Raw genomic sequence first — 24,584 nt, 5'->3', positions numbered from 1 at the left:
GGAGAGGGGAGCGATTGCGTGGGGCGCTGACAAGCACTAACGCCCTCGCCGGCGGACGGTTTGCTTCCCTCTCCCGCCTGCGGGAGAGGGGCCGGGGGAGAGGGCCGGCGCGTCAACTGCGTCGGGCCCGTCAGCCGCCACTAGTTTTATTCGTACTTACGCGCATCCTCGATCAGCCGCCCATCCTGCGGCAACGAGCCCGCCGCCACGAACGCCACCTCGCCTCGCAGCCGCATCACCTCGCGCAGCGACTCCGCCACCGCGCGCTGCAACTCGGCATCCTCGCGCGTCGCCTCGCAGCGCAGCGTCATCACGTCGGCGCCCGGATCGCCCGTTACCACAAGCCGCGCCGCGCGGATTTCCGGATGGCGCCGCAGCACGTCGGCCACCTGGCCGGGATGCACGAACATGCCCTTGACCTTGGTGGCCTGGTCGGCGCGCCCGAGCCAGCCCTTGAGGCGGATATTGGTGCGGCCGCACGGGCTGGGCCGCTGCGACGACGCCGGCACCACCGCCGACAGGTCGCCGGTACCGAAGCGGATCAGCGGGTAGTCGCCGTTGCCCAGCACCGTCACCACCACCTCGCCGGTCTCGCCTTCGGGCATGGGGCGCGAGCCGCCGGGCTCGACGATCTCGACCAGCACGCCCTCGTCCACCACCCAGCCGTCGCCGCCTTCGGTTTCATAGGCGATCAGGCCGACATCGGCGGTGCCGTACATCTGCTGCACGCGCACCCCGCGATCCCGGAACCAGTTGCGCAGCGACGGCGGCAAGGCCTCGCCCGAGACCAGCGCCTTGGCCAGGCTGGTGCAGGGCGTGCCGAGCTCATCGCCGCGCTCCAGCAGCAGCTTGAGGAACGACGGCGTGCCGGCATAGGCGGCCGGCTGCAGGCTGGCCAGCGCCTGCACCTGCGAATCGGTCTGGCCAACGCCGGCCGGGAACACGCAGCAGCCCAGCCGGTGGGCGCCGCTTTCCATCATCATGCCGGCCGGGGTGAAGTGGTAGGAGAAGGTGTTGTAGACCAGGTCGCCGGCGCGAAAGCCCGCGGCGTGCATGGCGCGCGCGGTGCGCCACCAGTCGGCGTCGTGGCCGTCGGGCTCGTGGATCGGGCCGGGCGACTGGAACACGTGGCGCAGCTTGCCCAGCGGCGTCGCGTTGAGCCCGCCCAGCGGCGGCAGCGCGCGCTGTCGCACGCTCAGGTCCGACTTGCGCGTGACCGGCAGTTGGGCCAGCGCCGCGCGCGAGGTCAGCAGGCGCGGATCGACGCCATCCAGCAGTTCGGCAAAGTATGGCGCGTGTTCGCGCGCATGGGCCACCTGGCGTGCCAGGGCGGCAAGGAGCGCCTGCTCGCGGACTTCCGGCGCGCGGGTTTCGAGCGGATCGAAGTGTTCTGGCATGGTGCTGTGCGTCAGGGAAGGGGATGCGGCCTGCCCCGCGCCGAGGTGCGCGTGGTGACAAGCCGGGTGAAAAACGGTCGCTTGCTAGGCCAGCCAGCGCTTGCGGCGTCGGTAACTTTTGACGTCGCGGAACGACTTGCGGCCGGGGCCGTCGGCGTCGTTGGCGGCCACGCCCAGGTAGAACTCCTTGACGTCCTCGTTGGTGCGCAGCGACTCGGCGTCGCCATCCATCACCACGCGGCCGTTCTCGAGGATGTAGCCGTAGTCTGCGTAGCGCAGCGCCACCATCGTGTTCTGCTCGGCCAGCAGGAAGCTGACGTTCTCGCGCGAGTTCAGGCCGCGCACGATCTCGAAGATCTCCTCGACGATCTGCGGCGCCAGCCCCATCGAAGGCTCGTCCAGTAGGATCATCGCGGGCTTCGCCATCATGGCCCGGCCGATCGCGCACATCTGCTGCTCGCCGCCGGAGGTGTAGCCCGCCTGCGACTTGCGGCGCGTCTTCAGGCGCGGGAAGTATTCATAGATTTTCTCCAGCTCATCGCGGGTCTGGCCGCGCGACAGGCCGCGCGTGTAGGCGCCGGTAAGCAGGTTTTCCTCGATGGTCAGGTGCGCGAAGCAGTGGCGCCCTTCCATCACCTGGATCACGCCGCGGCGCACCAGGTCGTTGGGGGTAAGCTGGTCGACGCGGTCGCCGCGGTATTCGATCGAACCCTTGGTGACATCGCCGCGCTCGGCCTGCAGCAGGTTGGAGATGGCCTTGAGCGTGGTGGTCTTGCCCGCGCCGTTGGCGCCCAGCAGCGCCACGATCTTGCCCTCGGGCACTTCGAGCGAGACGCCCTTGAGCACCAGGATCACGTGATCGTAGATGACTTCGATGTTGTTGACGGACAGGAGGCTCATGGTGCGGGTCGTGGTGATGTGGCGATGTTGCGTTGGACTTTCAGCTTGCTGCCGGTGTACTCCCTCTCCCTCTGGGAGAGGGTTGGGGTGAGGGCGGGCGTCGCCACGAAGTGAATGGCCTCGCTATGGCCAGCGCCCGCCCTCACCCCCGCCCCTCTCCCGCTAGCGGGAGAGGGGAGCAAACCGTCGGGAGTCGGGGCCCATCAGCTCTTCGAACACGCCGGCGTAATCCCCTTCTCCTTCGCGTACTGCGCCGCGGTGGCCTTGAACAGCGGGTGGATCAGGCTCTTGTTGCCCTCGATCCAGTCCGACACCACCACCCACTTGCTGCCGTCCCACTGCTGGATCTTCACCTTGCCCGAGCCCTCATGGTTCTCGCAGCTGGTCTTGATCTCCGGCAGCAGGCCGGTGGCGCCCAGTTGCTGCAGGCGGGCATTGGTCAGGTTCAGGTTCTCGAAGGCCCAGCGCATTTGCTCGCCGGTCATGGGCTTGCCCTTGCCGAACTTGGCCTGCGCCACGCGCACCGCTTCCACCGTCACCACCGCCGCCGACACGCCGCGGTTGTACAGCACCGAACCCACCTTGTTCTTGTCCTGCATATTGCCCTTGCCGGCGCCATAGACCACCTTCTCGATATCGGCGATCAGCGGCACGTTCTTGCCGGCCACGTTCCAGGTCGCGCTCATGTAGCCCTTGGAGGCATCGCCGGCCGGCACCGTGTCTTCCTCGGAGCCCGCCCACCAGGAGCCGATCATCTTCTCGCGTGAGAAGCCAACCTTTTGCGCGGCTTTCAGCGCGGTCTGGTTCATCACGCCCCAGCCCCAGAAGATCACGTAGTCAGGGTTCTCCTGGCGGATCTTCAGCCACTGCGCGCCCTGCTCGTTGCCGGGGTGCGCCACCGGGATCTCGACCAGGTTGAACTTGCCCAGCCGCGCCTCGGCCTGCAGCGCCACGATCGGCTCCTTGCCATAGGCCGAGTCGTGGTACAGGTAGACGATCTTCTTGCCGGCCAGCGAGCCGCCGTTCTTGCTGGCCAGGTACTTGACGATAGCCGAGACCTGCATCTGGTACGTGGTCACCAGCGGGAACGCGTACGGGAACACCGAGCCGTCGACCGCATCGGTGCGGCCGTAGCCCATCATCACCAGCGGCACCTTGTCGGCCGCCGTCTTGTCGACCAGCGCGTAGGAGATGCCGGTCGACATCGCGTGGTACGCGGTGCCCTTGGTGGTGGCGTTCTTGGACTTCAGGCGCTCATAGCACTCGACGCCCTTGGCGTTGTTGTACTCGGTCTCGCACTCTTCCCAGCTCAGCTTGACGCCGTTGACGCCGCCGTCCTTGAGGTTGACGTAGTTGAGGTAGTCGATGAAGCCGCCATACCAGGACTGCCCGTTGGCGCCGTAGGGTCCCACGCGATAGCTCGGCAGCGCGATGAACTGCTCGTTGCTTTGCGCCAGTGCCGGCACCGCCGGCGCCAGCAGTGCAGCCGCGGCGCTGACCACCAGGGCGGCGCGTTGCACGTTTCGGATCAGGTTGGTCATGACAGTCTCCTTCGCCCTCGGTCGAGCGTTTCGTTATACGTCTGCTTCAATAATTCAGTCAGGAACTGCTATCAGGCAAAAACACCCCGCTCCGTCAGTGCGGGAACGGCCACAGCCTCAGCTTCTCCTTGGCGATCTGCCACAGCCGGGCCAGCCCGTGCGGCTCCACGATCAGGAAGAAGATGATCAGCCCGCCGAACACCATCAACTGGATGTGCGACACGGTGGCATTGGTAAAGGGCAGGTGCAGCAGCGATGCCAGCGGCGGCAGCACGTTGTCCAGGAAGATCGGCAGCAGCAGGATGAAGGCCGCGCCCAGGAACGAGCCCATGATGCTGCCAACGCCGCCGATGATGATCATGAACAGCACGCGGAACGACAGGTCCAGCGAGAACCCGTCCGGCTCGACCGAGCCCAGGTAGCAGAACGCATACAGCGCGCCGGCCACGCCGCAGTAGAACGAGCTGACCGCGAACGCCAGCAGCTTGGTGCGCATCAGCGGGATGCCGATGACTTCCGCCGCCACGTCCATGTCGCGCACCGACATCCAGGCGCGGCCGGTGGCCGAGCGCACCATGTTCTTGGCCGCCAGCGCCAGCACCGTGACGATGGCCAGCACGAACAGGTATTTCTTCACCGGCGTGTCGATGGCGTAGCCGAACAGGTCCAGCCGCTGCGCCGTGATCACGCCCGACGAGCTGTTGTTGGAGAACCAGGGGAACTTGGTCAGCGCCCACACCACGAAGAACTGCGCCGCCAGCGTCGCCACCGCCAGGTAGAACCCCTTGATGCGCAGCGACGGCAGCCCGAACGCCACCCCCACCAGCGCCGCCGACAGGCCCGCCAGGATAAAGGTCAGCAGCACCGGCATGCCTTCGATGCGCAGCTGGAAGTTGTAGGCCGCGTATGCGCCCACCGCCATGAAGGCCGCGGTCCCCAGCGACAGCTGGCCGGCATAGCCGGTCAGGATATTCAGCCCCAGCGCCGCCAGCGAGAAGATCAGGAACGGGATCAGGATGGCCGAGAACCAGTATTCCGAACCAATGAACGGGATCGCCACGAAGGCGATCGCCATCAGCACCGCAAAGCCGATGCGGTCCTGGCGGATCGGGAAGATCTGGCTGTCGGCGACATAGCTGGTCTTGAACTGGCCGGCTTCACGATAAAACATCTTTGTCTCCTTCCTGCTCGTCGCTCCCGCGAAGGCGGGAGCCCAGCGTCTTTGAAGCGTTAGCGGTGAAAGTCACTGGATTCCCGCCCACGTGCCCTTTGGGTATGCGCGGGAATGACGGGCTTAAACGCGATCAATGTGTTTCTCGCCAAACAACCCTTCCGGCCGCACCAGCAGAAACAGCAAGGCAAACACATACGGGAACCACCCCTCGATGCCGCCGAAGTTGCCGCCGAACATCGACTGGAACACCGGCGGAATATAGATCTCGGCCAGCTTCTCCGAGGCACCGATGATCAGTCCGCCGACGATGGCGCCGGGCACCGAGGTAAAGCCACCCAGGATCAGCACCGGCAGCGCCTTCAGCGCGGTCAGCGTCAGCGCGAACTGCACGCCATTGCGCGAGCCCCACAGCATGCCGGCCACCAGCGCGACGAAGCCGGCCACGCCCCAGACGATGGCCCAGATGTTCTGCAGCGGTATGCCCAGCGAAAGCGCGGCCTGGTGGTCGTCGGCCACTGCGCGCAGCGCGCGCCCGACCTTGGTGTACTGGAAGAACAGCGCCAGCGATCCCACCAGCACGCCGGCGATGGCCGCGGCGGCAAGGTCGAACTTGGAGATGACGATGTTGAAAGTGGTCAGGATCGATTCGATCGGCTCGTCGACAATGCCCAGGTTGATCGGGCGCACTTCATTGCCGAACAACAGCGGCCCTAGCCCTTCCAGGAAGAACGACAGCCCGATGGTCGCCATGAACAGCGTGATCGGCGGCTGGTTGACCAGCTTGCGCAACACGAAGCGCTCGGTGCTCATGCCCACCAGGATCATCACCACGAAGGCGCCGATCACCGCGGCCCACATCGGCATGCCCTTGTCCATCAACCCCACCACCGCCAGCGCGGCAAAGTAGACCATCGCGCCCTGGGCAAAGTTGAACACGCCCGAGGCCTTGTAGATCAGCACGAAGCCCAGCGCCACCAGCGAGTACATCAGTCCCGACAGCAGGCCGCCGAGCAGGATTTCAAAGAAGAACGTCATGGTTCAGACCCTCAGTGCGAAGTGCCCAGGTATGCCTTGATCACGTCAGGGTTGCCCTTGACCTCTTCCGGCGTGCCGTCGCCGATCTTCTTGCCGTAGTCCAGCACCACCACGCGGTCGGAAATATCCATCACCACGCCCATGTCATGCTCGATCAGCACGATGGTGGTGCCGAACTGACGGTTCACATCGAGGATGAAGCGGCACATGTCCTGCTTCTCTTCCACGTTCATGCCGGCCATGGGTTCGTCGAGCAGCAGCATCGATGGCTCGGCCGCGAGCGCGCGCGCCAGCTCGACGCGCTTCTGCAGGCCATACGGCAGGCGCCCCACCGGGGTCTTGCGGATCGACTGGATTTCGAGGAAGTCGATCACCTCCTCCACCTTCTGCCGGTGCCGCATCTCTTCGTTGCGCGCCGGGCCCCACCACAGCGCGTGCGCGAACCACGAGGTGCGGAACTGCGTGTTGCGGCCCGTCATGATGTTGTCCAGCACCGTCATGCCCTTGAACAGCGCGATGTTCTGGAACGTACGCGCAATGCCCTGGCGCGCCGCGGCGGTCGGGTGCATCTGCTTGCGCTCCTCGCCGCGGAACACGATGCGTCCATGCTGCGGGTGGTAGACGCCGTTGATCACGTTCAGCATCGAACTCTTGCCGGCGCCGTTGGGGCCGATGATGGCGCGCACCTCGTGCTCGCACACGTCGAACGAGATATCGGTCAGCGCCTTGACCCCGCCGAACGACAGCGAGATATGCTGCAGGTCCAGGATCACCTCGCCGCCGGTGCGCGCCTGCGCGCCGGTGCGCTGCGCATGGCGCGTACCGGGATGCACGCCGCCGTCGTCCGCCAGCCCGGCGGGGGGCAGCGGTCCTGCCGGCGCCATCGCCCCGCCACCGCCCGCGCCGCTCGCATCGGTGCGCGCCGCCGCGGTCCATTCGCGCTTGCCGGCGCCTTGCCAGGCCACTTGTGTCATGTTGCTGCCTCCACCTGTGCTGTTATGGCGGTTATGCCGCGCGCCGCTACCGGCAGCCGCCTGGCATCCACCAGCTTCAGCGTGGCCGACACGCTGCCCTCGCGCCCGACTTCGAACTTGACGCGCGTCTCGATGAACTGCTCGGTCTTGCCCGCATAGAGCGCCTCGACCAGCACGCCGTACTTTTCCGCGATAAAGCCGCGCCGTACCTTGCGCGTGCGGGTCAGTTCGTCGTCGTCCGGGTCCAGCTCCTTGTGCAGCACCAGGAAGCGCGCGATCTGCGATCCGGCCAGCATCGGGTCGTTGGCAAGGTCTGCGTTCACCTGGTTTACGCATTCGCCGATCATCTCCAGCACGTCCGGCTGCGCGGCCAGGTCGACATAGCCCGCGTACGGGAGGTGGCGGCGCTCGGCCCAGTTACCCACCGCCTCGAAGTCGATGTTGATAAAGGCGCAGACCTGGTCGCGGCCGTTGCCGAAGGCCACCGCCTCCTTGATGTACGGGAAGAACTTGAGCTTGTTCTCGATGTACTTGGGCGCGAACATCGAGCCATCGGCGAGCTTGCCCACGTCCTTGGCGCGGTCGATGATCTTCAGGTGGCCGTCGGCGTCGATCACGCCGGCGTCGCCGGTCATGAAGTAGCCCTCGTCATTGATGGCCTCGCGTGTGGCATCGTCGCGCTTGTAGTAGGACTTGAGCAGGCCCACGCCGCGCACCAGCACCTCGCCGTTGTCGGCGATGCGGATTTCCATGCCCGGCGCGGCCGGTCCCACCGAGTCGAACTTGACCTTGCCGTCGGGCTGCAGGCACACATAGGCGCAGGTCTCGGTCTGGCCGTAGAACTGCTTCAGGTTCACGCCGATCGAGCGGTAGAAGCGGAACAGGTCCGGGCCGATCGCCTCGCCCGCGGTATAGGCCACGCGGATGCGGCTCATGCCCAGCACATTGCGCAGCGGGCCGTAGACCAGCGCCTCGCCCAGCGCATAGCGCGCGCGCTCGGCGAGCGATACCGGCTGACCGTCCAGGATGGCGGTGCCGCAGCGGCGCGCCACGTCCATGGCCCAGTGAAACAGCTTGCGCTTGATCCAGCCGGCATCCTCCATGCGGATCATCACCTGCGTCAGCAGGCCTTCGTAGATGCGCGGCGGCGCGAAGTAGTAGGTGGGTCCGATCTCGCGCAGGTCGGTCATCACCGTTTCGCGCGATTCCGGGCAGTTCACCGTAAAGCCCGCCACCATCGCCTGCGCATACGAGAACAGGTTGTCGCCGACCCACGCCATCGGCAGGTAGGACAGCACGTCGTCGTCGGCGTTGAGCTTGTCGAAGGCGCAGCCGTTGCGCGCCGAGCCGATCAGGCCATGGTGCGAATGGCACACGCCCTTGGGCTTGCCGGTGGTGCCGGACGTATAGAGGATGATCGCGGTGTCGTCGGGCTGCCCGGCGGCGATGGCCTCGTCATAGAAGCCCGGATGGGCCTGGTCGAACTCGCGCCCCAGTTCCTGCAGGCGCTCGTACGACATCAGCGAGGGATGGTCGTAGTCGAGCAAACCGCGCGGGTCTTCGAAGATGACGTGGCGCACCGCGCGGCCGGACTCGGCCAGCTGGGCTTCCACCTCGAGCAGCTTGTCGACCTGCTCCTGGTCCTCGACGATGGCGAATTCGATCTCCGCATCGTTGAGCACGTAGACCATCTCGTTGGCGATGGCGTCCTGGTACAGCGGCACCGGCACGCCGCCCAAAGCCTGCGCCGCGGTCATGGCCCAGTACAGGCGCGGACGGTTGTCGCCCACCACCGCCAGGTTCATGCCACGCTTGAAGCCGAGCGCGGCCAGACCACATGCCAGCGCCCTCACCTGCTGCGCCGCCTGGGCCCAGCTGTATGTCTGCCAGATGCCGAGATCCTTCTCGCGATACGCCGGATGCTCCGGCCGCTGCTGGGCGTGCGCCAGCAGCCATCGCGGGAAGGTCGTCGCCGACGATTCCTGCATCGCTGTCTCCTGTCCCTCCGGCGTGGGGGTCCACGCGCGGTGTCAAGCGTCGGTCCGGTGGTTATACTTGGCTTGTTTTGCCTGGCGGCAGTCATGCCGCAGCGCATCAAGCCCGTGGTGCCTTGTTTTGCGGCACTTCCCGGCTCCGTGGTGATCGTAAGATAGCCCATGCCTCCCACCCCGGTTGTCACGCCGGTGACAATTCCGGGTTAATCCCTACCGGAGCTTCCGCAGGCCATGCTCAACGATTTTGTCGACCGCTGCGTGTGGGCAGCAGACCTGAGTCCGGAGCAGCGCGAGCGCGTGCGTCGCGCCATGTTCGTGCACGAGTACAGCCAGGGCGACTACGTCTGCCACAAGGGCGACAAGGCCGAGCACTGGATGGGCGTGCTCGAAGGGATCGTCAAGATCACCACGGTGTCGCCGTCGGGCAAGTCGGTCACCTTCACCGGCGTGCCTACCGGCGGCTGGTTCGGCGAAGGCGCGGTGCTGAAGTCGGAGATCCGCAAGTACGACGTGATGGCGCTGCGCCGCTCGACCATCGCCTTCCTGCCGCGCGACACTTTTCAGTGGCTGCTGGATACCAGCCTGCCGTTCACGCGCTTCCTGCTGACGCAGTTCAACGAGCGCCTGGGACAGTTCATTGCGGCGGTGGAGTATGAACGGCTGCTCGACATCGATTCGCGCGTGGCGCGCGCGGTGTCGTCGCTGTTCAACGAGCACCTGTATCCCGGCATCGGCAAGACCCTGGAGATCTCGCAGGAAGAAATCGGCCTGCTCGCCGGCATCTCGCGCCAGCGCGCCAACCAGGCGCTGAAGGTGCTGGAACAGCAGGGGCTGGTGCGGGTGGACTACGGCGTGATCGAGGTGCTGGACCTCGACGGACTGCGGCAGTACGGGGAGTAAGTTGGGCAGCGCCATCGACGCCGAGACCCTGCGGGCGTATCGCGAAACGCACTACCGGGTGCTGGGCGACCCGCCGATGACCTTGCGCATCGACCAGCCCAGCGCCGCGCTGGCCGCGCTGCACCGCTCGCTGGGCGTGGACTGCAGCGCCTTCATCACCGCGGCCAACCCGTTCAGCCAGCGCTGCGACGATGCGGCCAACGCGCGCCGGCAACAGGCACTGGCACAGGATCTCGGCGCACTCGGACTGCGCGCGATCGAAGCCGCTGGCGAGCATCCTGATAACGGCTGGCCCGCCGAACCGAGCTTCCTGGTGCCCGGGCTCTCGCTGGCCGACGCGCGGGCGCTGGGCCAGGCATACCAGCAGAACGCCGTGGTATGGAGCGGCGCCGACGCGGTGCCGCGACTGGTGCTGTTGCGCTGACTGGACCGGCCAACGCGGGCCGACAAGCGATCAGTGCCCGTGGCCGCGATGGCCATGGTGGCCACGATGACCATGGCCATGGTGCCGATAGTGGTGATGCCGGTGGTGATGGTGCCGGTAATGGTGATGCCGGCCGCGCCACTCACCCCGCCCATACCAGCGCCGGCCGTCCCAGTAACGGTCGCCATGCCAGCCGTGATAGCGCGGCGCGTACACCACGGGCGGCGGCGGCGCCACATAGACCGGCGCCGGCGCGGCATAGACCGGTGCGCCGATATGCACGCCCACATCCACATGCGCCATCGCCGAACGCGCCGCGAGCAAGGACATGACGCCAGCGAGCAGCGCTGCAAAGAGAACCGGATGAGCCATGATGCGGTGTTGTCGTAAAGGAATGGGTGCACTCTACCGCGCATTCCTGTTACCAGATGCGGCGGATTGTTTCGGTATATAACGCGGTGTAAGCGGAATTGTGCGACCCGCAAGCGGGCACTTGAAACGGCAGCGGCCGCCCGCAGGCGGCCGCCGGTGGTGCGGCAAAGCCGGCCCGACTTACTTGCTATACACGTACACCCCACGCCCCGTCTTGCGCCCCAGGTAGCCAGCCGCCACCATCTCGCGCATCAGCATGGCCGGACGGTACTTCGGATCGGCGAACTCGGTGTACAGCACTTCCATCACCGCCAGCATGGTGTCCAGCCCGATCATGTCGGCCAGCGCCAGCGGTCCGATCGGATGGTTGCAGCCCAGCTTCATGCCCTCGTCGATCTCTTCCGGCGAGGCCAGACCTTCGCCCAGCACGCAGAAGGCCTCGTTGATCATCGGGCACAGGATGCGGTTGACGACGAAGCCGGGGCTGTTCCTGACCGTGATCGGGTACTTGCCCAGTTCCCTGGCCAGCGCTTCGACGGCGGCGTGGGTGGCGTCGCTGGTCTGCAGGCCGCGGATCAGTTCGACCAGCGCCATCACCGGCACCGGGTTGAAGAAGTGCATGCCGATAAAGCGGTCGGCGCGCGCCGTCACGGCGGCGAGCTTGGTGATCGAGATCGACGAAGTGTTCGACGCGATGATGACGTTGTCGCCGACGATGCCGTCGATCTGCTTGAGGATTTTGACCTTGAGGTCATAGTTCTCGGTCGCGGCCTCGATCACGATGTCGGCGGCCTTGAGATCGTCATACGACGTGCTGCCTTTGATGCGCGCCAGCGCGTCGGTCTTCTGCGCCTCGGTCAGCTTTTCCTTCTTGATCAGCCGGTCCAGGCTGCCCGACACCGTGGCCACGCCCTTCTGCACGGCGGCGTCGCTGATGTCGACCATCACCACGTTAAGACCCACCACTGCGCAGGCCTGGGCGATGCCATTGCCCATGGTGCCGGCACCGACGATGCCTACAGTCTTGATTGCCATCTTGTCTTCCTCTGCTTGCTTGGTTGAATGCTTGGATGCGTGGTTCAGGCCGCCTGCTCGCGCAGCGCGGCGATGATGCGTTCGGCATGGCCCTTGAGCACTTCCGGCTCCTGCATGTCGCGCGCGTGGCCGCGCAGCGACTGGTCGTTGTAGCGCGGCACGATATGGAAATGGATGTGCGGCACGGTCTGGCCCGCCGCGGCGCCGTTGAACTGGCCGATCGAGATGCCATCGGGGTTGAAGGCCGCGCGCACTGCGCGCGCCACGCGCTGGGTAGCGACGATGGCGGCCTGGGCGCCGCGCTCCGACAGGTCGAACAGGTTGACCGCGGCTTCCTTGGGCACCACCAGGGTATGGCCGTCGGCCTGCGGCATGATGTCCATGAAGGCGATGGTGTCGTCGTCCTCGTACACCTTGATGCACGGCATTTCGCCGCGCAGGATCTTCGCAAAGATATTGTTCGGGTTGTACTGGGTGTCCATGGTCTTGTGATGCGGTTGTCTCGGGGTTGGCTGCCGCCAGCGCTATGTTGCGCTTAGATGCGGCGCAGCATTCGAGTGTAACGCAGGGCGGCCCTTCACCGCGGCCGCCCTGCGCGATTACCGGTCAGCGCGTGGATCGGGGTCTACATATTGCGCCGGTACTGCCCGCCGACCTCGAACAGCGCATGCGTGATCTGCCCCAGGGAGCAGACCCGCACCGCATCCATCAGCACCGCGAACACGTTCTGGTTGTCGATCACCGCTTGCCGCAGCCGCTGCAGCATTGCCGGGGCTTCGTCGGCATGCGCCTGCTGGAACGCCTGCAGGCGCGCGAGCTGGCTCTGCTTCTCGGCCTCGCTGGAGCGCGCCAGTTCCAGCTTCTGCGGGACTGGGTCGCCCTCCGGGTTGCGGAAGGTGTTCACGCCGATCAGCGGCAGCGTGCCGTCGTGCTTGAGCTGCTCGTAGTAGAGCGATTCCTCCTGGATCTTGCCGCGCTGGTAGCCGGTCTCCATCGCGCCGAGCACGCCGCCGCGCTCGGCGATGCGCTCGAACTCCTGCAGCACCGCTTCTTCCACCAGGTCGGTCAGTTCCTCGATCAGGAAGCTGCCCTGGTTGGGGTTCTCGCATTTGGCCACGCCCCATTCGCGATTGATGATCAGCTGGATCGCCAGCGCGCGGCGCACCGATTCACCGGTGGGCGTGGTGATGGCCTCGTCGTAGGCGTTGGTGTGCAGCGAATTGCAGTTGTCGTAGATCGCGATCAGCGCCTGCAGCGTGGTGCGGATATCGTTGAAGTCGATCTCCTGCGCATGCAGCGAGCGGCCCGAGGTCTGGATGTGGTACTTCAGCTTCTGGCTGCGCTCGTTGGCGCCGTACTTGTCGCGCATGGTCACGGCCCAGATGCGGCGCGCGACGCGGCCCAGCACGCTGTACTCGGGATCCATGCCGTTGGAGAAGAAGAATGACAGGTTGGGCGCGAAATCGTCGATATGCATGCCACGCGCCAGGTAGGCCTCCACATAGGTGAAGCCGTTGGACAGCGTGAACGCAAGCTGCGAGATCGGGTTGGCGCCGGCCTCGGCGATGTGGTAGCCCGAGATCGACACCGAGTAGAAGTTGCGCACCTGGTGGTGCACGAAGTACTCCTGGATATCGCCCATCACCTTGAGCGAGAACTCGGTGGAGAAGATGCAGGTGTTCTGGCCCTGGTCTTCCTTGAGGATATCGGCCTGCACCGTGCCGCGCACGTTCTGCAGCACCCACGCGCGGATCTTGGCCTCTTCGTCGGCGGTGGGATCGCGGCCGTTGTCGGCGCGGAACTTGTCTAGCTGCTGGTCGATGGCGGTGTTCATGAACATCGCCAGGATGGTCGGCGCCGGGCCGTTGATGGTCATCGACACCGAGGTGCTCGGGCTGGTCAGATCGAAGCCGTCGTACAGCACCTTCATGTCGTCGAGCGTGGCGATCGACACGCCCGAGTTGCCGACCTTGCCGTAGATGTCGGGGCGCACATGCGGGTCTTCGCCATACAGCGTGACCGAGTCGAACGCGGTCGACAGGCGCTTGGCATCCATGCCCTGGGACACCAGCTTGAAGCGCCGGTTGGTGCGGAAGGCATCGCCTTCGCCGGCGAACATGCGCGTGGGATCTTCGTTCTCGCGCTTGAAGGCGAACACGCCGGCGGTGTACGGGAAGCTGCCCGGCACGTTCTCGCGCATCAGCCACTTCAGCACCTCGCCGTCGTCCTCGAAGCGCGGCAGCACCACCTTGCGCACCTTGGTGCCCGACAGCGTGGTGGTGACCAGGCCGGTGCGGATCTCCTTGTCGCGGATCTTCACCACGTATTCGTCGCCGCTGTAGGCCTCGCGCATCTGCGGCCACATCGCCAGCAGCTTGCGTTCGACCTGGCCCAGCGCGCTGTCGCGCTCGGCGGCCAGTGCAGCCAGCGCGTCCAGCGCGGCGCCATCGCCCTGCGCGGCCTGCAGCATGCGGCTGGATTCGCGCAGCTGCTGGCGCTCGCGCGCGATGCGGCTCTGCTCGGCGACACGGCGGTGGTAGGCGCGCACGGTGTCGGCCAGCTCGGCCAGGTAGCGGCTGCGCGCGGGCGGCACGATCACGTTCTGGCCAGTGGAGATGCGCCCCGCCAGCGCGGGCAGCGTGCCCGCCTTCACCTTCAGGCCATGTCCGGCCAGCGCCTCGCGCAGGCCCTGGTACAGCATGGTGACGCCGTCGTCATTGAAGCGTGACGCCTGGGTGCCGTACACCGGCATGTTTTCCGGCTTGCCGTGCCATTGCTCGCGGTTGCGCTGCACCTGCTTGGCCACGTCGCGCCAGGCATCCTGCGCGCCCTTGCGGTCGAACTTGTTGATGGCGACGAAGTCGGCGAAGTCCAGCATGTCGATCTTTTCGAGCTGGCTGGCGGCGCCGAACTCGGGCGTCATCACGTACAGCGACAGGTCCACATGCGGCACGATCGCGGCGTCGCCCTGGCCGATGCCGGAGGTCTCGACGATCACCAGGTCGAAGCCCGCCACCTTGCACGCGGCGATCGCGTCGGGCAGCGCCTGCGAGATCTCGGAGCCCGCCTCGCGCGTCGCCATCGAGCGCATGAAGATGTTCGGGTGGTTGATCGCATTCATGCGGATGCGGTCGCCCAGCAGCGCGCCGCCGGACTTGCGCCGCGACGGGTCGATCGAGATCACCGCGATCGACAGCGCATCCTGCTGGTCGAGCCGGAAGCGACGGATCAGCTCGTCGGTCAGCGACGACTTGCCGGCCCCGCCGGTGCCGGTGATGCCCAGCACGGGGATCGATGCCTGCTGCGCCTGCGCGTGCATCGCCGCCACCAGCGCGGCATCGGCCTTTCCGTTTTCGAGCGCGGTGATCAGCTGCGCCAGCGCGCGGCGGTCGCCCGCGGCAACGGGATCAAGAGAGGTCGGCGCGTAGCGGCTCAGGTCGAGGTCGCAGCGCTGCACCATGTCGGCAATCATGCCGGCCAGGCCCATGCGCTGGCCGTCTTCGGGGCTGTAGATGCGGGCCACGCCGTAGGCCTGCAGTTCGCGGATCTCGTCGGGCACGATCACGCCGCCGCCGCCGCCGAAGACCTGCACGTGCTCGCCGCCCTTGTCGCGCAGCAGGTCGACCATGTACTTGAAGTACTCGACATGGCCGCCCTGGTAGCTGGAGATGGCAATGCCCTGCGCGTCTTCCTGCAGCGCCGCGGTCACGATCTCCTCGACCGAGCGGTTGTGGCCGAGGTGGACCACCTCGCAACCGTGCGACTGCAGGATGCGGCGCATGATGTTGATCGAGGCGTCGTGGCCGTCGAACAGGGATGCCGCGGTGACGAAGCGCACCTTGTTGGCCGGGCCGGTGCCGGGCTGCACCGGCTTGGGCTGGGGCGCGCCGCGGCGCACATCATGGACATCGGAAAGGTCGGTCATTGTCTCCACCGTGTCGGGGTGTTGGCTGCGACCGCGGCGTCCGCCGGCGCCGTTCTGTGCCGGCTTGGCTGGAAACTCGCGGACTGCGCCCCGGAGTTGGGGCGGATCGATTGTATGACGTTGACGTTAACGTAAATCAATGGGGCGGAACCCGCACGGCGGGGCGCTGGCGCCCTTATAGAGTAGATGTCTGCAGGCTGCGGACAAACAAAAGGCCACCGTGTCGGTAGCCTTTGAGGCGCATCCTGATTGAGTACGACCGATTCACCGGCACAGCGCCCCGATCCGCGGGCACTCGCCGAATGCATCGGTGCTGTGCTCGTCGACCCGATGCCGCAGCGCGCGCAGCCACGCGGCCAGCCGCTGCATCGACCACGGTGCCGGCGTCTGCGCCAGCGTGAAGCGTGCTCCCGCACCATCGCCGGACAGCCAGACCCGATAGCCCTCGGGCAGCGACAGTTCCTGGCCCGGTTCCAGCCAGATATCGTTGGGATTGCCTTCCACCGTCAGCCACAGCTTGCCCGCCACCGCGCAGACGGTCTGCCCGTAACCGGCGCGCCAGCTCACCGGCTGTCCGGGTTGGTCCAGTTCGAAAGTCCGTAGTTCGCGCATGTTGTACTCCTTGTCAGCCCGGCGGTCATCGCGGGTACCGGAGCGTCCTGGATGAGGATGCCGGCGCCTTCGTCCGCCATGCTTCCATTATTCGCATCCCTCACTACAATCCCATGTACAGTTGTGAACAGTTTTCGATGGACTGTTCAGTAGTTTTTCCTGACAGTTGCCTGCCCCAGTCCCTTCCCGGCAGATCCGCCCATGAAACTCATCTTAGATGCTTCCACCGGAATTCCACTGACCGAGCAGATCGTCGAAGGCGTGAAGGCGTGGATCGGCAACCGCGAGGCACGCCCCGGTGCGCGGCTGCCGTCGATCCGGCAGCTTGCCGCGGAGAACGGCATCAGCCGTTTCCCGGTGATCGAGGCCTATGACCGGCTGGTGTCGCAGGGGCTGCTCGATTCGCGGCAGGGCTCGGGGTTCTATGTGGCGGACAGTCCGCTGGCGGGGCGCTCGGCGCGCGGCTGGTCGGATCCGAGCCTGGCGGAGGATCTGTCGGACCATATCCTGGAGCAGTTCAACCATCCCAGCGGCACCCTGAAGCTGGCGGGCGGCTTCGTCCCTGAAACCTGGCGCGACGTGGAGGGCCTGACGCAGGCGATCCGCGCGATCTCGCGCAACGAGATCGACAGCGTGATCCACTACGCCACGCCGATGGGGCATCCGGAGCTGCGCCGCCAGGTGCTGCTGCGCGTGCGCCAGCTGGGCATTGCGGCGGAGCTGCCGCAGGTGCTGATCACCACCGGCGCCAGCCAGGCGCTGGACCTGGTGGTGCGCCACCTGCTCAAGCCCGGCGACACGGTGTTCGTCGAAGACCCCGGCTACTACAACCTGTTCGGCCTGCTGCGGCTGCACGGGGTGCAGCTGGTGGGCGTGCCGCACACGCCCGACGGCCCCGACCCCGATGCCACCGAGGCGCTGCTGCGCCAGCACAAGCCCAAGCTGTTCTTCACCAACAGCGTGCTGCAGAACCCGACCGGCTCGACACTGGCGCCGCCGGTGGCGTTCCGGCTGCTGGAGCTGGCGCGCCGCCATGGCTTCCGCTTTGTCGAGGACGATATCTTCTCGGACTTCCAGACCCACTTCACCGACCGGCTGGCCACGCTCGACCAGCTCGAGCACGTGATCTACATCGGCGGCTTTTCCAAGACGGTGTCGGCCTCGCTGCGGATCGGCTACCTGGTGGCCGACAAGGCGCTGGTCAAGGACCTGGTCGATGTGAAGGTGCTGACCAGCGTGGCCGGCTCACACTTTGCCGAAGCGGTGACCGCGGCGCTGCTGGAGCGCGGCGGCTACCGCAAGTACGTCGAACGGCTGCGGCTGCGCGTGCGCGAGGCCGTCGCCAACGCGGTGCGGCAGTTGCATGGCAACGGCTGGGAGGTGTTCTGCCAGCCCTCCGGCGGCAACTTCCTGTGGGCGCGCCCGCCGGGCATCGAGGATTCGCGCGAACTGGTGGCACTGGGCGAGCAGTTTGGCGTGACGCTGGCGCCGGGCAACTACTTCCGCCCGGGCGGCGAGACCTCGGCGTGGATCCGCATCAACGCCGCCTATGCCAACGAGCCGCGCGCGGTGGCCTTCATGAAGGCGGCGGCGGAGCGCGGCGCGCGCTGACGCTCAGCCGCCGTGGTTATGCAGCACGGCATTGCGCCGCGCATAGGCGAAGTAGATCACCAGCCCCAGCGCCAGCCACACCAGGAAGGCGGCCCAGGTCAGCGCCTGCAGGTGGGCCATCAGAAACAGGCAGAAGCCGATCGATAGCAGCGGCACCACTGGCACGCCCGGGCAGCGGAACGCGCGCGGCAGTTCGGGCCGGGTCTTGCGCAGCACCAGCACCGCGACCGAGATCAGCGTGAAGGCGGCCAGCGTGCCGATATTGATCAGCTCGGCCAGCACGTTCAGCGGCACGAAGGCGGCAATCGCGGCAAACACCACGCCGACGGTCCAGGTGGCGAAATACGGCGTGGCATGCACCGGATGCACCGATGACAGCCGCTCCGGCAGCAGCCCGTCGCGCGACATGGCGAAGATCACGCGGGTCTGGCCGTAGGTCATCACCAGGATCACCGTAGTCATGCCCAGGATCGCGCCCAGGTCGACGAAGCCCGCCACCCAGTTCTGCCCGGCAAACTGCAGCGCCAGCGAGACCGGATGGTCCACGCCCGCAAACTTCGCGAACGGCACGATGCCGGTCATGATCGCCGCGACCACCACATACAGCACGGTGCAGACCGCCAGCGAGCCGATGATGCCGATCGGCAGGTCGCGGCGCGGGTTGCGCACTTCTTCCGCGGCCGAGGTCACGGCATCGAAGCCGATAAAGGCGAAGAACACCAGCGCCGCTGCATTGAAGATGCCGGCAAAGCCGAACGGCGCGAATGGCTGCCAGTTGGCCGGCTGCACGTGCCACACGCCAACCGCGATAAACAGCAGCACCACGCCGATCTTCACCGCCACCATCAGGTTGTTGACGCGCGCGGACTCGCGCACGCCGTAGGACACCACCCAGGTGATGGCCAGCATGATCAGGCACGCCGGCAGGTTCAGCACGGTCTGCACGCCCGGCACCGAGCCCGGCGCCGCGCTCAACGCCGCAGGCAGCTTCATGCCGAAGCCCGCCATCAGCGACTGGAAATAGCCCGACCAGCCCACCGACACCGCCGAAGTAGCCAGTCCGTATTCCAGCAGCAGGTCCCAGCCGATCATCCACGCGACGATCTCGCCCAGCGTGGCGTAGCTGTAGGTATAGATCGAGCCCGACACCGGGATCGCCGAGGCGAACTCGGCGTAGCACAGCGCGGCAAAGCCGCACGCCAGCGCGGCGATCACGAACGACACCGTCAGCGCCGGGCCCGCGGTCAGCGCGCCGGTGCCGGTCAGCACAAAGATGCCGGTACCGATGATGGCGCCGATGCCCATCAGCACCAGGTCGACCGGACCCAGCACCTTTTTCAGGCCGTCATCGCGCGCGACGGCCAGCATCGCGTCGATGTCCTTGGTGCGGAACAAGCTCATTCAGACTCCTGCAACGGTAGCCGGGCCCGCGACGGTAACGCGCGGGCCCGGAAAAAAGGGCGCTAGTGTACGCCGCTGGGCGGGCGCATGCGTCACTTGCGCCGGGCCAACGCGTTGCAGGAATGATAGGAAAGCCTTGCCTGCCCGGCACTGACGGCACGCAAGGCGCGCGCTCAGGCGTGCGCGAGGATATTGACCAGTTGCCCGAACGGGTCGCGCACAAAGAAGCGCCGCACGCCCCACGGCTCGTCGGCCGGGCCGTATTCGACCGCAAAACCGGCCGCCACCATGCGGCGGTGGGCCTCGTCGACATCGTCGACCTCGATCGACAGCGCGGGCACGGGCGTGCCGTTGCCGCCTTCCACGGCAAAGCTGACCTGGGTCCGTGCCGCGGCATCGCTGCCGTAGGTGCGGATCCAGCCGTGGTCCATCAGCAGGTCCAGGCCCAGCACGTCCTGGTAGAAGGCGCGGGCCTGGCCGGGATCTGCGGTGCCGATGTTGGCAACGATGCGGTTGACCTTCATGCCCGCGCTCCGCTGCTTACTTCGCCACCGGCATGGTGAACTCGGCGCCCTTGGCGATCGAGTCCGGCCAGCGCTGCATCACGCTCTTGTAGCGCGTGTAGAAGCGCACGCCCTCTTCGCCATAGGCATGGTGGTCGCCGAACAGCGAGCGCTTCCAGCCGCCGAACGAATGCCACGCCATCGGCACCGGGATCGGCACGTTGATGCCGACCATGCCCACCTGGATCTGCCGCGCGAACGCGCGCGCGATGCCGCCGTCGCTGGTGTAGCACGACACGCCGTTGCCGTACTCGTGCGCGTTGATCAGCGCCACCGCCTCGGCAAAGTCGTGCACGCGCACCACCGACAGCACCGGGCCGAAGATCTCTTCCTTGTAGATCGTCATCTCCGGCGTCACATGGTCGAACAGCGTGCCGCCGACATAGAAGCCGTTCTCGTGGCCATCGACCTGGTGGCCGCGGCCATCGGCCACCAGCGTCGCCCCCTCGGCCACGCCCTTGGCGATATAGCCCTCGACCTTGGCCTTGTGCGCGCCGGTCACCAGCGGGCCCATCTCGGCATCGGCCTCCATGCCGTTGCGGATCTTCAGCGCGCGGGCGCGTTCGGCCAGGCGCGGTACCAGCTTGTCAGCCACGTCGCCGACCGCCACGGCCACCGAGATCGCCATGCAGCGCTCGCCGGCCGAACCGTAGGCCGCGCCGATCAGCGCGTCGACGGCCTGGTCCAGGTCCGCATCGGGCATCACCACCAGGTGGTTCTTGGCGCCGCCCAGCGCCTGCACGCGCTTGCCGTGCTTCGTCCCTTCGGTATAGATGTACTCGGCAATCGGGGTCGAGCCGACGAACGACAGCGCCTGCACGTCCGGATGCGCGAGCAGCGCGTCGACCGCTTCCTTGTCGCCCTGCACCACGTTGAACACGCCGTCGGGCAGGCCGGCCTGGCGCAGCAGGTCGGCGATCAGCAGGCTCGGCGACGGATCGCGCTCGGACGGCTTGAGCACGAAGGTATTGCCGCACGCCAGCGCCACCGGGAACATCCACATCGGCACCATCACCGGGAAGTTGAACGGCGTGATGCCGGCCACCACGCCCAGCGGCTGGCGCAGGTTCCAGTTGTCGATGCCGCCGCCGATGTTGTCGGTGAAATCGGTCTTGAGCAGGTTGGGGATGCCGCAGGCGAACTCGACCACCTCGATGCCGCGCGTGACTTCGCCCTTGGCATCCGAGAACACCTTGCCGTGCTCGCGCGTGATCAGCGCGGCCAGATCGTCGTGGTGCTGGTCCAGCAGCTCCTTGAACTTGAACAGGATGCGCGCGCGGCGCAGTGGCGGGGTGTCGGCCCAGGCCGGGAACGCGGCCTTGGCGGCGGCGACGGCATCGGCCACATCCTGCGCCGTGCCCAGCGCGACGCGCGCGGCGACTTCGCCGGTGGCGGGGTTGAACACATCCGCCTGGCGCTGGCCGCCGGCGCGGCGCACGGTGCCGCCGATGAAATGATGGATTTCGGCCAGTTGCCGGTTTTCTGCGATGCTCACTTGGGGTTTCCTTCGATGGCCGCGGCGCGCAACACAGCGCGCCCCGGTGTGCACTCAGGGAGGCCGGGCCCGCGGGCCCGGCGGCAATGCGATGCGGCAGGCGCCGCTTACTTGATGTCCTGCAGCGCCTTCTTCACCGTATCGAACAGCTCGCCGATCTGCGCTTCGGAGATGATCAGCGGCGGCGAGAACGCCAGGATGTCGCCGGTGTAGCGCACCAGCACGCCCAGCTCCAGGCACTTGAGGAAGGCCTCGTAGGCGCGCGCGCCGGGCTGGCCCGGACGCGATTCCAGTTCGATGCCCGCCACCAGCCCGTAGTTGCGGATGTCCTTCACGTGCGGCGCGCCGCGCACGCCGTGCGCCGCGGCTTCGAATACCGGCGCCAGTTCGGCGGCGCGGCCGAACAGGTTCTCGCGCTGGTACAGGTCCAGCGTGGCGATGGTCGCCGCGGCGGCAACCGGGTGGCCCGAGTAGGTATAGCCGTGCAGCAGCTCGATCGTGCCCGGCGCGGCCGAATTGACCACGGCGTCATGCACTTCGCGGCGCACCGCGACGGCGCCCATCGGCACCGCGGCGTTGTTGATCGCCTTGGCCATGGTGATCAGGTCCGGCGTCACGTTGAAGCGCTCGGCCGCGGTGGCCGCGCCGAGGCGGCCGAAGGCGGTGATGACCTCATCGAAGATCAGCAGGATGCCGTGGCGGCTGGTGATCTCGCGCAGCTTTTCCAGGTAGCCGACCGGCGGCACCAGCACGCCGGCGGAGCCCGCGAGCGGCTCGACGATCACCGCGGCGACGTTGGCCGGGTCATGCAGCGCCAGGATGCGCTCGAGCTCGTCGGCCAGATGCGCGCCCCATTGCGGCTGGCCCTTGGAGAACGCAGCCTCGGCCAGGTTGTACGTGGCCGGCAGGTGGTCGGTGCCCGGCATCAGGTTGGCCGAGAAGGCCTTGCGGTTCGGTCCGATGCCGCCCACCGCCATGCCGCCGAAACCAACGCCGTGGTAGCCGCGCTCGCGGCCGATAAAGCGCGTGCGCTGGCCTTCGCCGCGCGCGCGGTGGTAGGCCAGCGCGATCTTCAGCGCGGTGTCGACCGACTCCGAGCCCGAGTTGGTGAAGAAGATCCGGTCCAGCCCCTGCGGCATGATCGCCGCCACCTTGGTGGCGGCCTCGAATGACAGCGGATGGCCCATCTGGAACGGCGGCGCATAGTCCAGCGTGGCCGCCTGGCGTGCCACCGCCTCGGCGATCTCCTTGCGGCAGTGACCGGCGGCCACGCACCACAGGCCGGCGCAACCGTCCAGGACCTGGCGGCCGTCGTGGGTGGTGTAGTACATGCCGCTGGCCGACGCCAGCAGGCGCGGCGCCGCCTTGTACTGGCGGTTGGCGGTGAAGGGCATCCACAGCGCATCGAGATCGGGAATCACGGTCTTGGCGGCGTCCATACGTTCTCCAGGAGGAATCGGGTCGGTGGGCGGCGCCGCGCTGGGGGCAGCGGCGGCGATGAAGGCCACTCTACCGGCGGCGGCTGGGCGACAAAATATACAGTCTGGACAACCGCGCCTTACCGTACAGTTTGATCACGCCAAACCGTATAGGCAAGCGGCCCGGCGCTGCCGTTCCGGGGCGCTTCGGCTGCGCCCCGCTCCTGCCGCCACATGGCATGCCACGTTGCACCGCGGCAATTTTCGGGGGATGGAGCGCCACCGGCCGCGACCGCGCCGCCAGCCGCTAAACTGTACAGGTCCACGCCCGCCCGAGTGCCCGATGCTGACCCTGAACCTGACCCGCAGCCGCCGCGACGGCGACACCCTGACCGAGCAGATCGTCGCCGGCATCGCCGCGCTGGTGGAACAGCGCGCGCTGCGGGCCGGGGCGGCGCTGCCGTCGGTGCGGCGCTTTGCCCAGCATCATCATGTCAGCACCTTCACCGTGGCCGAGGCCTATGGGCGGCTGACCGCACTCGGCTACCTGGCCGCGCGGCCCGGCTCAGGCTATACCGTGGCGCACCGCCACGCCCCGGCCGGCAATGCGCGCGCGCCGCAATGGGAGGCGCCGGGCCTGAACGCGGCCTGGCTGCTGCAGGACGTGTTCGCCGACCATTCGGTGCCGATCAAGGCCGGGGCCGGCTGGCTGCCGGGCGACTGGCTCAACGAGGAAGGCCTGCACCAGGCCATGCGTGCGTCGGCGCGCGTGCCGGCGGCGCAGCTGTCAGGCTACGGCCATCCATATGGCTTTGCGCCGCTGCGCGAGCACATTGCCGCGGGCCTGGGCCAGTACGGCATCCCGCTGCAGGCGCAGCAGGTGGTGCTGACCCAGGGCGCGACGCAGGCGCTGGACCTGGTGGTGCGCACGCTGCTGCGCGCCGGCGATACCGTGCTGGTGGAATCGCCCTGCTACTGCAACCTGCTGCAGATCCTGCGGCTGGCCGGGCTGCGCGTGGTCGGCGTGCCGCGCACGGCGGCGGGACTGGACACGGATGCACTGGAGGACGCGCTGCGCGCCCACGCCCCGCGCGCGCTGTTCATCAACACCGTGCTGCAAAACCCGACCGGCGCCAGCCTGACCAGCATGAATGCCTTCCGTGTGCTGCAGCTGGCCGAGCAGCACCGGCTGCTGGTGGTCGAGGACGATATCTACCGCGAGCTGGCGCCGGCGGGCTCGCCGATGCTGGCGGCCATGGACGGACTGTCGCAGGTGGTCTATGTCAACGGCTTTTCCAAAACCATCACGCCGTCGCTGCGGGTCGGCTACCTGGCGGCCAGCCCCGACCTGGCCAAGGCCTTCGCGCGCACCAAGATGGCGGTCGGCCTGACCTCATCGGAGGTGACGGAGCGGCTGGTGTATTCGGTGCTGACCAGCGGCCACTACGGGCGCCATGTGACGGCATTGGCCGAGCGGCTGCGCGCGCAGCAGGATCGCGTCACGGAAAAGATGGAAGCCCACGGGCTCGAGGTGCTGTTGCGCCCGGAAGGCGGGATGTTCGCGTGGGCGCGCCTGAACGAGGCCGTGCAGGCAAGCTGGCACGCCAGCCGGCGCGGCGGCCCGCTGCTCGGCAACCGGCTCGCCACGCTGGCGCTGGAACATGGCATCTGGCTGGCGCCGGGATCGTATTTCGAACCGGACGAAACCGACTCGCCATGGATCCGCTTCAACGTGGCCACGGGCGATGCGCCGCAGCTGTGGCAGTTCTTTGACAGCCTGGCGCAGGCGCGGCAGGCGGCTTGAGCTAGAGGG

The 24,584-nt window shown here is 67.1% G+C and carries 20 protein-coding genes; 4 read left to right on the top strand and 16 right to left on the bottom strand.

Annotated features, from left to right (window positions below; all coding sequences use genetic code 11):
* Positions 1-146: 146 nt before the first annotated feature.
* The 7 genes from ACEI37_RS12260 to ACEI37_RS12230 all read right to left on the bottom strand — a co-directional run bounded on the left by ACEI37_RS12260 (position 147) and on the right by ACEI37_RS12230 (position 9,009).
* Positions 147-1,397, bottom strand: coding sequence for a phenylacetate--CoA ligase family protein (locus tag ACEI37_RS12260; protein ID WP_373379118.1), 1,251 nt, complete (start codon positions 1,395-1,397; stop codon positions 147-149).
* Positions 1,398-1,481: 84 nt separating this feature from the next.
* Complete coding sequence (locus tag ACEI37_RS12255) at positions 1,482-2,297, bottom strand: ABC transporter ATP-binding protein (protein WP_018003769.1); 816 nt, start codon at positions 2,295-2,297, stop codon at positions 1,482-1,484.
* Between the two features lie 203 nt (positions 2,298-2,500).
* Positions 2,501-3,838 carry an ABC transporter substrate-binding protein gene (locus tag ACEI37_RS12250; protein ID WP_373379116.1) on the bottom strand — a complete coding sequence of 446 codons (1,338 nt, stop codon included), beginning with the start codon at positions 3,836-3,838 and terminating at the stop codon, positions 2,501-2,503.
* A 94-nt stretch (positions 3,839-3,932) separates the two neighbouring features.
* A complete protein-coding gene (locus ACEI37_RS12245) occupies positions 3,933-5,009 on the bottom strand; it encodes a branched-chain amino acid ABC transporter permease (protein ID WP_062796485.1) in 1,077 nt (358 codons plus the stop codon).
* A 123-nt stretch (positions 5,010-5,132) separates the two neighbouring features.
* Positions 5,133-6,047 (bottom strand): branched-chain amino acid ABC transporter permease, encoded by a 915-nt coding sequence (locus ACEI37_RS12240; protein WP_062796483.1) that lies wholly within the window; start codon positions 6,045-6,047, stop codon positions 5,133-5,135.
* Positions 6,048-6,058: 11 nt separating this feature from the next.
* A complete protein-coding gene (locus ACEI37_RS12235; RefSeq protein ID WP_373379115.1) occupies positions 6,059-7,021 on the bottom strand; it encodes an ABC transporter ATP-binding protein in 963 nt (320 codons plus the stop codon).
* Positions 7,018-9,009 (bottom strand): long-chain fatty acid--CoA ligase, encoded by a 1,992-nt coding sequence (locus ACEI37_RS12230; RefSeq protein WP_373379114.1) that lies wholly within the window; start codon positions 9,007-9,009, stop codon positions 7,018-7,020. The genes ACEI37_RS12235 and ACEI37_RS12230 overlap by 4 nt, the downstream gene beginning before the upstream one ends.
* Before the next feature lie 237 nt (positions 9,010-9,246).
* Here ACEI37_RS12230 and ACEI37_RS12225 point away from each other — a divergent pair, with 237 nt between their 5' ends.
* Positions 9,247-9,915, top strand: coding sequence for a Crp/Fnr family transcriptional regulator (locus tag ACEI37_RS12225; protein WP_354685648.1), 669 nt, complete (start codon positions 9,247-9,249; stop codon positions 9,913-9,915).
* A gap of 1 nt (position 9,916) precedes the next feature.
* Positions 9,917-10,339 (top strand): DUF3293 domain-containing protein, encoded by a 423-nt coding sequence (locus tag ACEI37_RS12220; RefSeq protein ID WP_373379113.1) that lies wholly within the window; start codon positions 9,917-9,919, stop codon positions 10,337-10,339.
* 30 nt (positions 10,340-10,369) lie between these two features.
* Here the strand turns inward: ACEI37_RS12220 and ACEI37_RS12215 are convergent, their stop codons facing one another.
* From ACEI37_RS12215 to ACEI37_RS12195, 5 genes are all read right to left on the bottom strand, one after another.
* Positions 10,370-10,669: a hypothetical protein gene (locus ACEI37_RS12215; protein ID WP_373379112.1), complete on the bottom strand. Its 300-nt coding sequence runs from the start codon at positions 10,667-10,669 to the stop codon at positions 10,370-10,372.
* 222 nt (positions 10,670-10,891) lie between these two features.
* On the bottom strand, positions 10,892-11,794 hold the full coding sequence (locus ACEI37_RS12210; protein WP_373380250.1) for a 3-hydroxybutyryl-CoA dehydrogenase: 903 nt from the start codon (positions 11,792-11,794) through the stop codon (positions 10,892-10,894).
* A complete protein-coding gene (locus ACEI37_RS12205) occupies positions 11,791-12,228 on the bottom strand; it encodes an HIT family protein (RefSeq protein ID WP_373379111.1) in 438 nt (145 codons plus the stop codon). The genes ACEI37_RS12210 and ACEI37_RS12205 overlap by 4 nt, the downstream gene beginning before the upstream one ends.
* Positions 12,229-12,371: 143 nt before the next feature.
* Positions 12,372-15,671 (bottom strand): fused isobutyryl-CoA mutase/GTPase IcmF, encoded by a 3,300-nt coding sequence (gene icmF / locus ACEI37_RS12200; RefSeq protein WP_373379110.1) that lies wholly within the window; start codon positions 15,669-15,671, stop codon positions 12,372-12,374.
* A gap of 264 nt (positions 15,672-15,935) precedes the next feature.
* Positions 15,936-16,283, bottom strand: coding sequence for a DUF2917 domain-containing protein (locus ACEI37_RS12195; protein WP_373379109.1), 348 nt, complete (start codon positions 16,281-16,283; stop codon positions 15,936-15,938).
* Positions 16,284-16,484: 201 nt separating this feature from the next.
* Between ACEI37_RS12195 and ACEI37_RS12190 the strand changes: the two genes are divergently transcribed.
* The gene (locus ACEI37_RS12190; RefSeq protein ID WP_373379108.1) at positions 16,485-17,894 is read left to right on the top strand and encodes a PLP-dependent aminotransferase family protein; all 1,410 of its coding nucleotides are present in this window, start codon (positions 16,485-16,487) and stop codon (positions 17,892-17,894) included.
* Between the two features lie 3 nt (positions 17,895-17,897).
* Here the strand turns inward: ACEI37_RS12190 and ACEI37_RS12185 are convergent, their stop codons facing one another.
* From ACEI37_RS12185 to ACEI37_RS12170, 4 genes are all read right to left on the bottom strand, one after another.
* Positions 17,898-19,295: an amino acid permease gene (locus ACEI37_RS12185; RefSeq protein ID WP_373379107.1), complete on the bottom strand. Its 1,398-nt coding sequence runs from the start codon at positions 19,293-19,295 to the stop codon at positions 17,898-17,900.
* Positions 19,296-19,468: 173 nt separating this feature from the next.
* The gene (locus ACEI37_RS12180) at positions 19,469-19,819 is read right to left on the bottom strand and encodes a VOC family protein (protein ID WP_252682451.1); all 351 of its coding nucleotides are present in this window, start codon (positions 19,817-19,819) and stop codon (positions 19,469-19,471) included.
* Positions 19,820-19,835: 16 nt separating this feature from the next.
* A complete protein-coding gene (locus ACEI37_RS12175; RefSeq protein ID WP_373379105.1) occupies positions 19,836-21,353 on the bottom strand; it encodes a CoA-acylating methylmalonate-semialdehyde dehydrogenase in 1,518 nt (505 codons plus the stop codon).
* Between the two features lie 107 nt (positions 21,354-21,460).
* Complete coding sequence (locus ACEI37_RS12170; protein WP_373379104.1) at positions 21,461-22,792, bottom strand: aspartate aminotransferase family protein; 1,332 nt, start codon at positions 22,790-22,792, stop codon at positions 21,461-21,463.
* A 322-nt stretch (positions 22,793-23,114) separates the two neighbouring features.
* Here ACEI37_RS12170 and ACEI37_RS12165 point away from each other — a divergent pair, with 322 nt between their 5' ends.
* Positions 23,115-24,575, top strand: a complete 1,461-nt coding sequence (locus ACEI37_RS12165; protein ID WP_373379103.1) for a PLP-dependent aminotransferase family protein — start codon at positions 23,115-23,117, stop codon at positions 24,573-24,575.
* The last annotated feature ends 9 nt before the right edge of the window (positions 24,576-24,584 follow it).

Source organism: Cupriavidus nantongensis, from assembly GCF_041726985.1.
Lineage (GTDB): Bacteria > Pseudomonadota > Gammaproteobacteria > Burkholderiales > Burkholderiaceae > Cupriavidus > Cupriavidus nantongensis_A.
The sequence above is the reverse complement of the archived record's forward strand: the minus strand, read 5'-3'. Positions and strand labels throughout refer to the sequence as shown.

Excerpts from the sequence above, each read along its gene's own strand:
- ACEI37_RS12240 (WP_062796483.1), bottom strand. The coding sequence starts at position 6,047 with ATGACGTTCTTCTTTGAAATCCTGCTCGGCGGCCTGCTGTCGGGACTG.
- ACEI37_RS12255 (WP_018003769.1), bottom strand. The coding sequence starts at position 2,297 with ATGAGCCTCCTGTCCGTCAACAACATCGAAGTCATCTACGATCACGTG.
- ACEI37_RS12260 (WP_373379118.1), bottom strand. The coding sequence starts at position 1,397 with ATGCCAGAACACTTCGATCCGCTCGAAACCCGCGCGCCGGAAGTCCGC.
- ACEI37_RS12195 (WP_373379109.1), bottom strand. The coding sequence starts at position 16,283 with ATGCGCGAACTACGGACTTTCGAACTGGACCAACCCGGACAGCCGGTG.
- ACEI37_RS12215 (WP_373379112.1), bottom strand. The coding sequence starts at position 10,669 with ATGTCCTTGCTCGCGGCGCGTTCGGCGATGGCGCATGTGGATGTGGGC.
- ACEI37_RS12205 (WP_373379111.1), bottom strand. The coding sequence starts at position 12,228 with ATGGACACCCAGTACAACCCGAACAATATCTTTGCGAAGATCCTGCGC.
- ACEI37_RS12230 (WP_373379114.1), bottom strand. The coding sequence starts at position 9,009 with ATGCAGGAATCGTCGGCGACGACCTTCCCGCGATGGCTGCTGGCGCAC.
- ACEI37_RS12165 (WP_373379103.1), top strand. The coding sequence starts at position 23,115 with ATGCTGACCCTGAACCTGACCCGCAGCCGCCGCGACGGCGACACCCTG.
- ACEI37_RS12245 (WP_062796485.1), bottom strand. The coding sequence starts at position 5,009 with ATGTTTTATCGTGAAGCCGGCCAGTTCAAGACCAGCTATGTCGCCGAC.
- ACEI37_RS12250 (WP_373379116.1), bottom strand. The coding sequence starts at position 3,838 with ATGACCAACCTGATCCGAAACGTGCAACGCGCCGCCCTGGTGGTCAGC.
- ACEI37_RS12225 (WP_354685648.1), top strand. The coding sequence starts at position 9,247 with ATGCTCAACGATTTTGTCGACCGCTGCGTGTGGGCAGCAGACCTGAGT.
- ACEI37_RS12235 (WP_373379115.1), bottom strand. The coding sequence starts at position 7,021 with ATGACACAAGTGGCCTGGCAAGGCGCCGGCAAGCGCGAATGGACCGCG.
- icmF (WP_373379110.1), bottom strand. The coding sequence starts at position 15,671 with ATGACCGACCTTTCCGATGTCCATGATGTGCGCCGCGGCGCGCCCCAG.
- ACEI37_RS12170 (WP_373379104.1), bottom strand. The coding sequence starts at position 22,792 with ATGGACGCCGCCAAGACCGTGATTCCCGATCTCGATGCGCTGTGGATG.
- ACEI37_RS12190 (WP_373379108.1), top strand. The coding sequence starts at position 16,485 with ATGAAACTCATCTTAGATGCTTCCACCGGAATTCCACTGACCGAGCAG.
- ACEI37_RS12180 (WP_252682451.1), bottom strand. The coding sequence starts at position 19,819 with ATGAAGGTCAACCGCATCGTTGCCAACATCGGCACCGCAGATCCCGGC.
- ACEI37_RS12185 (WP_373379107.1), bottom strand. The coding sequence starts at position 19,295 with ATGAGCTTGTTCCGCACCAAGGACATCGACGCGATGCTGGCCGTCGCG.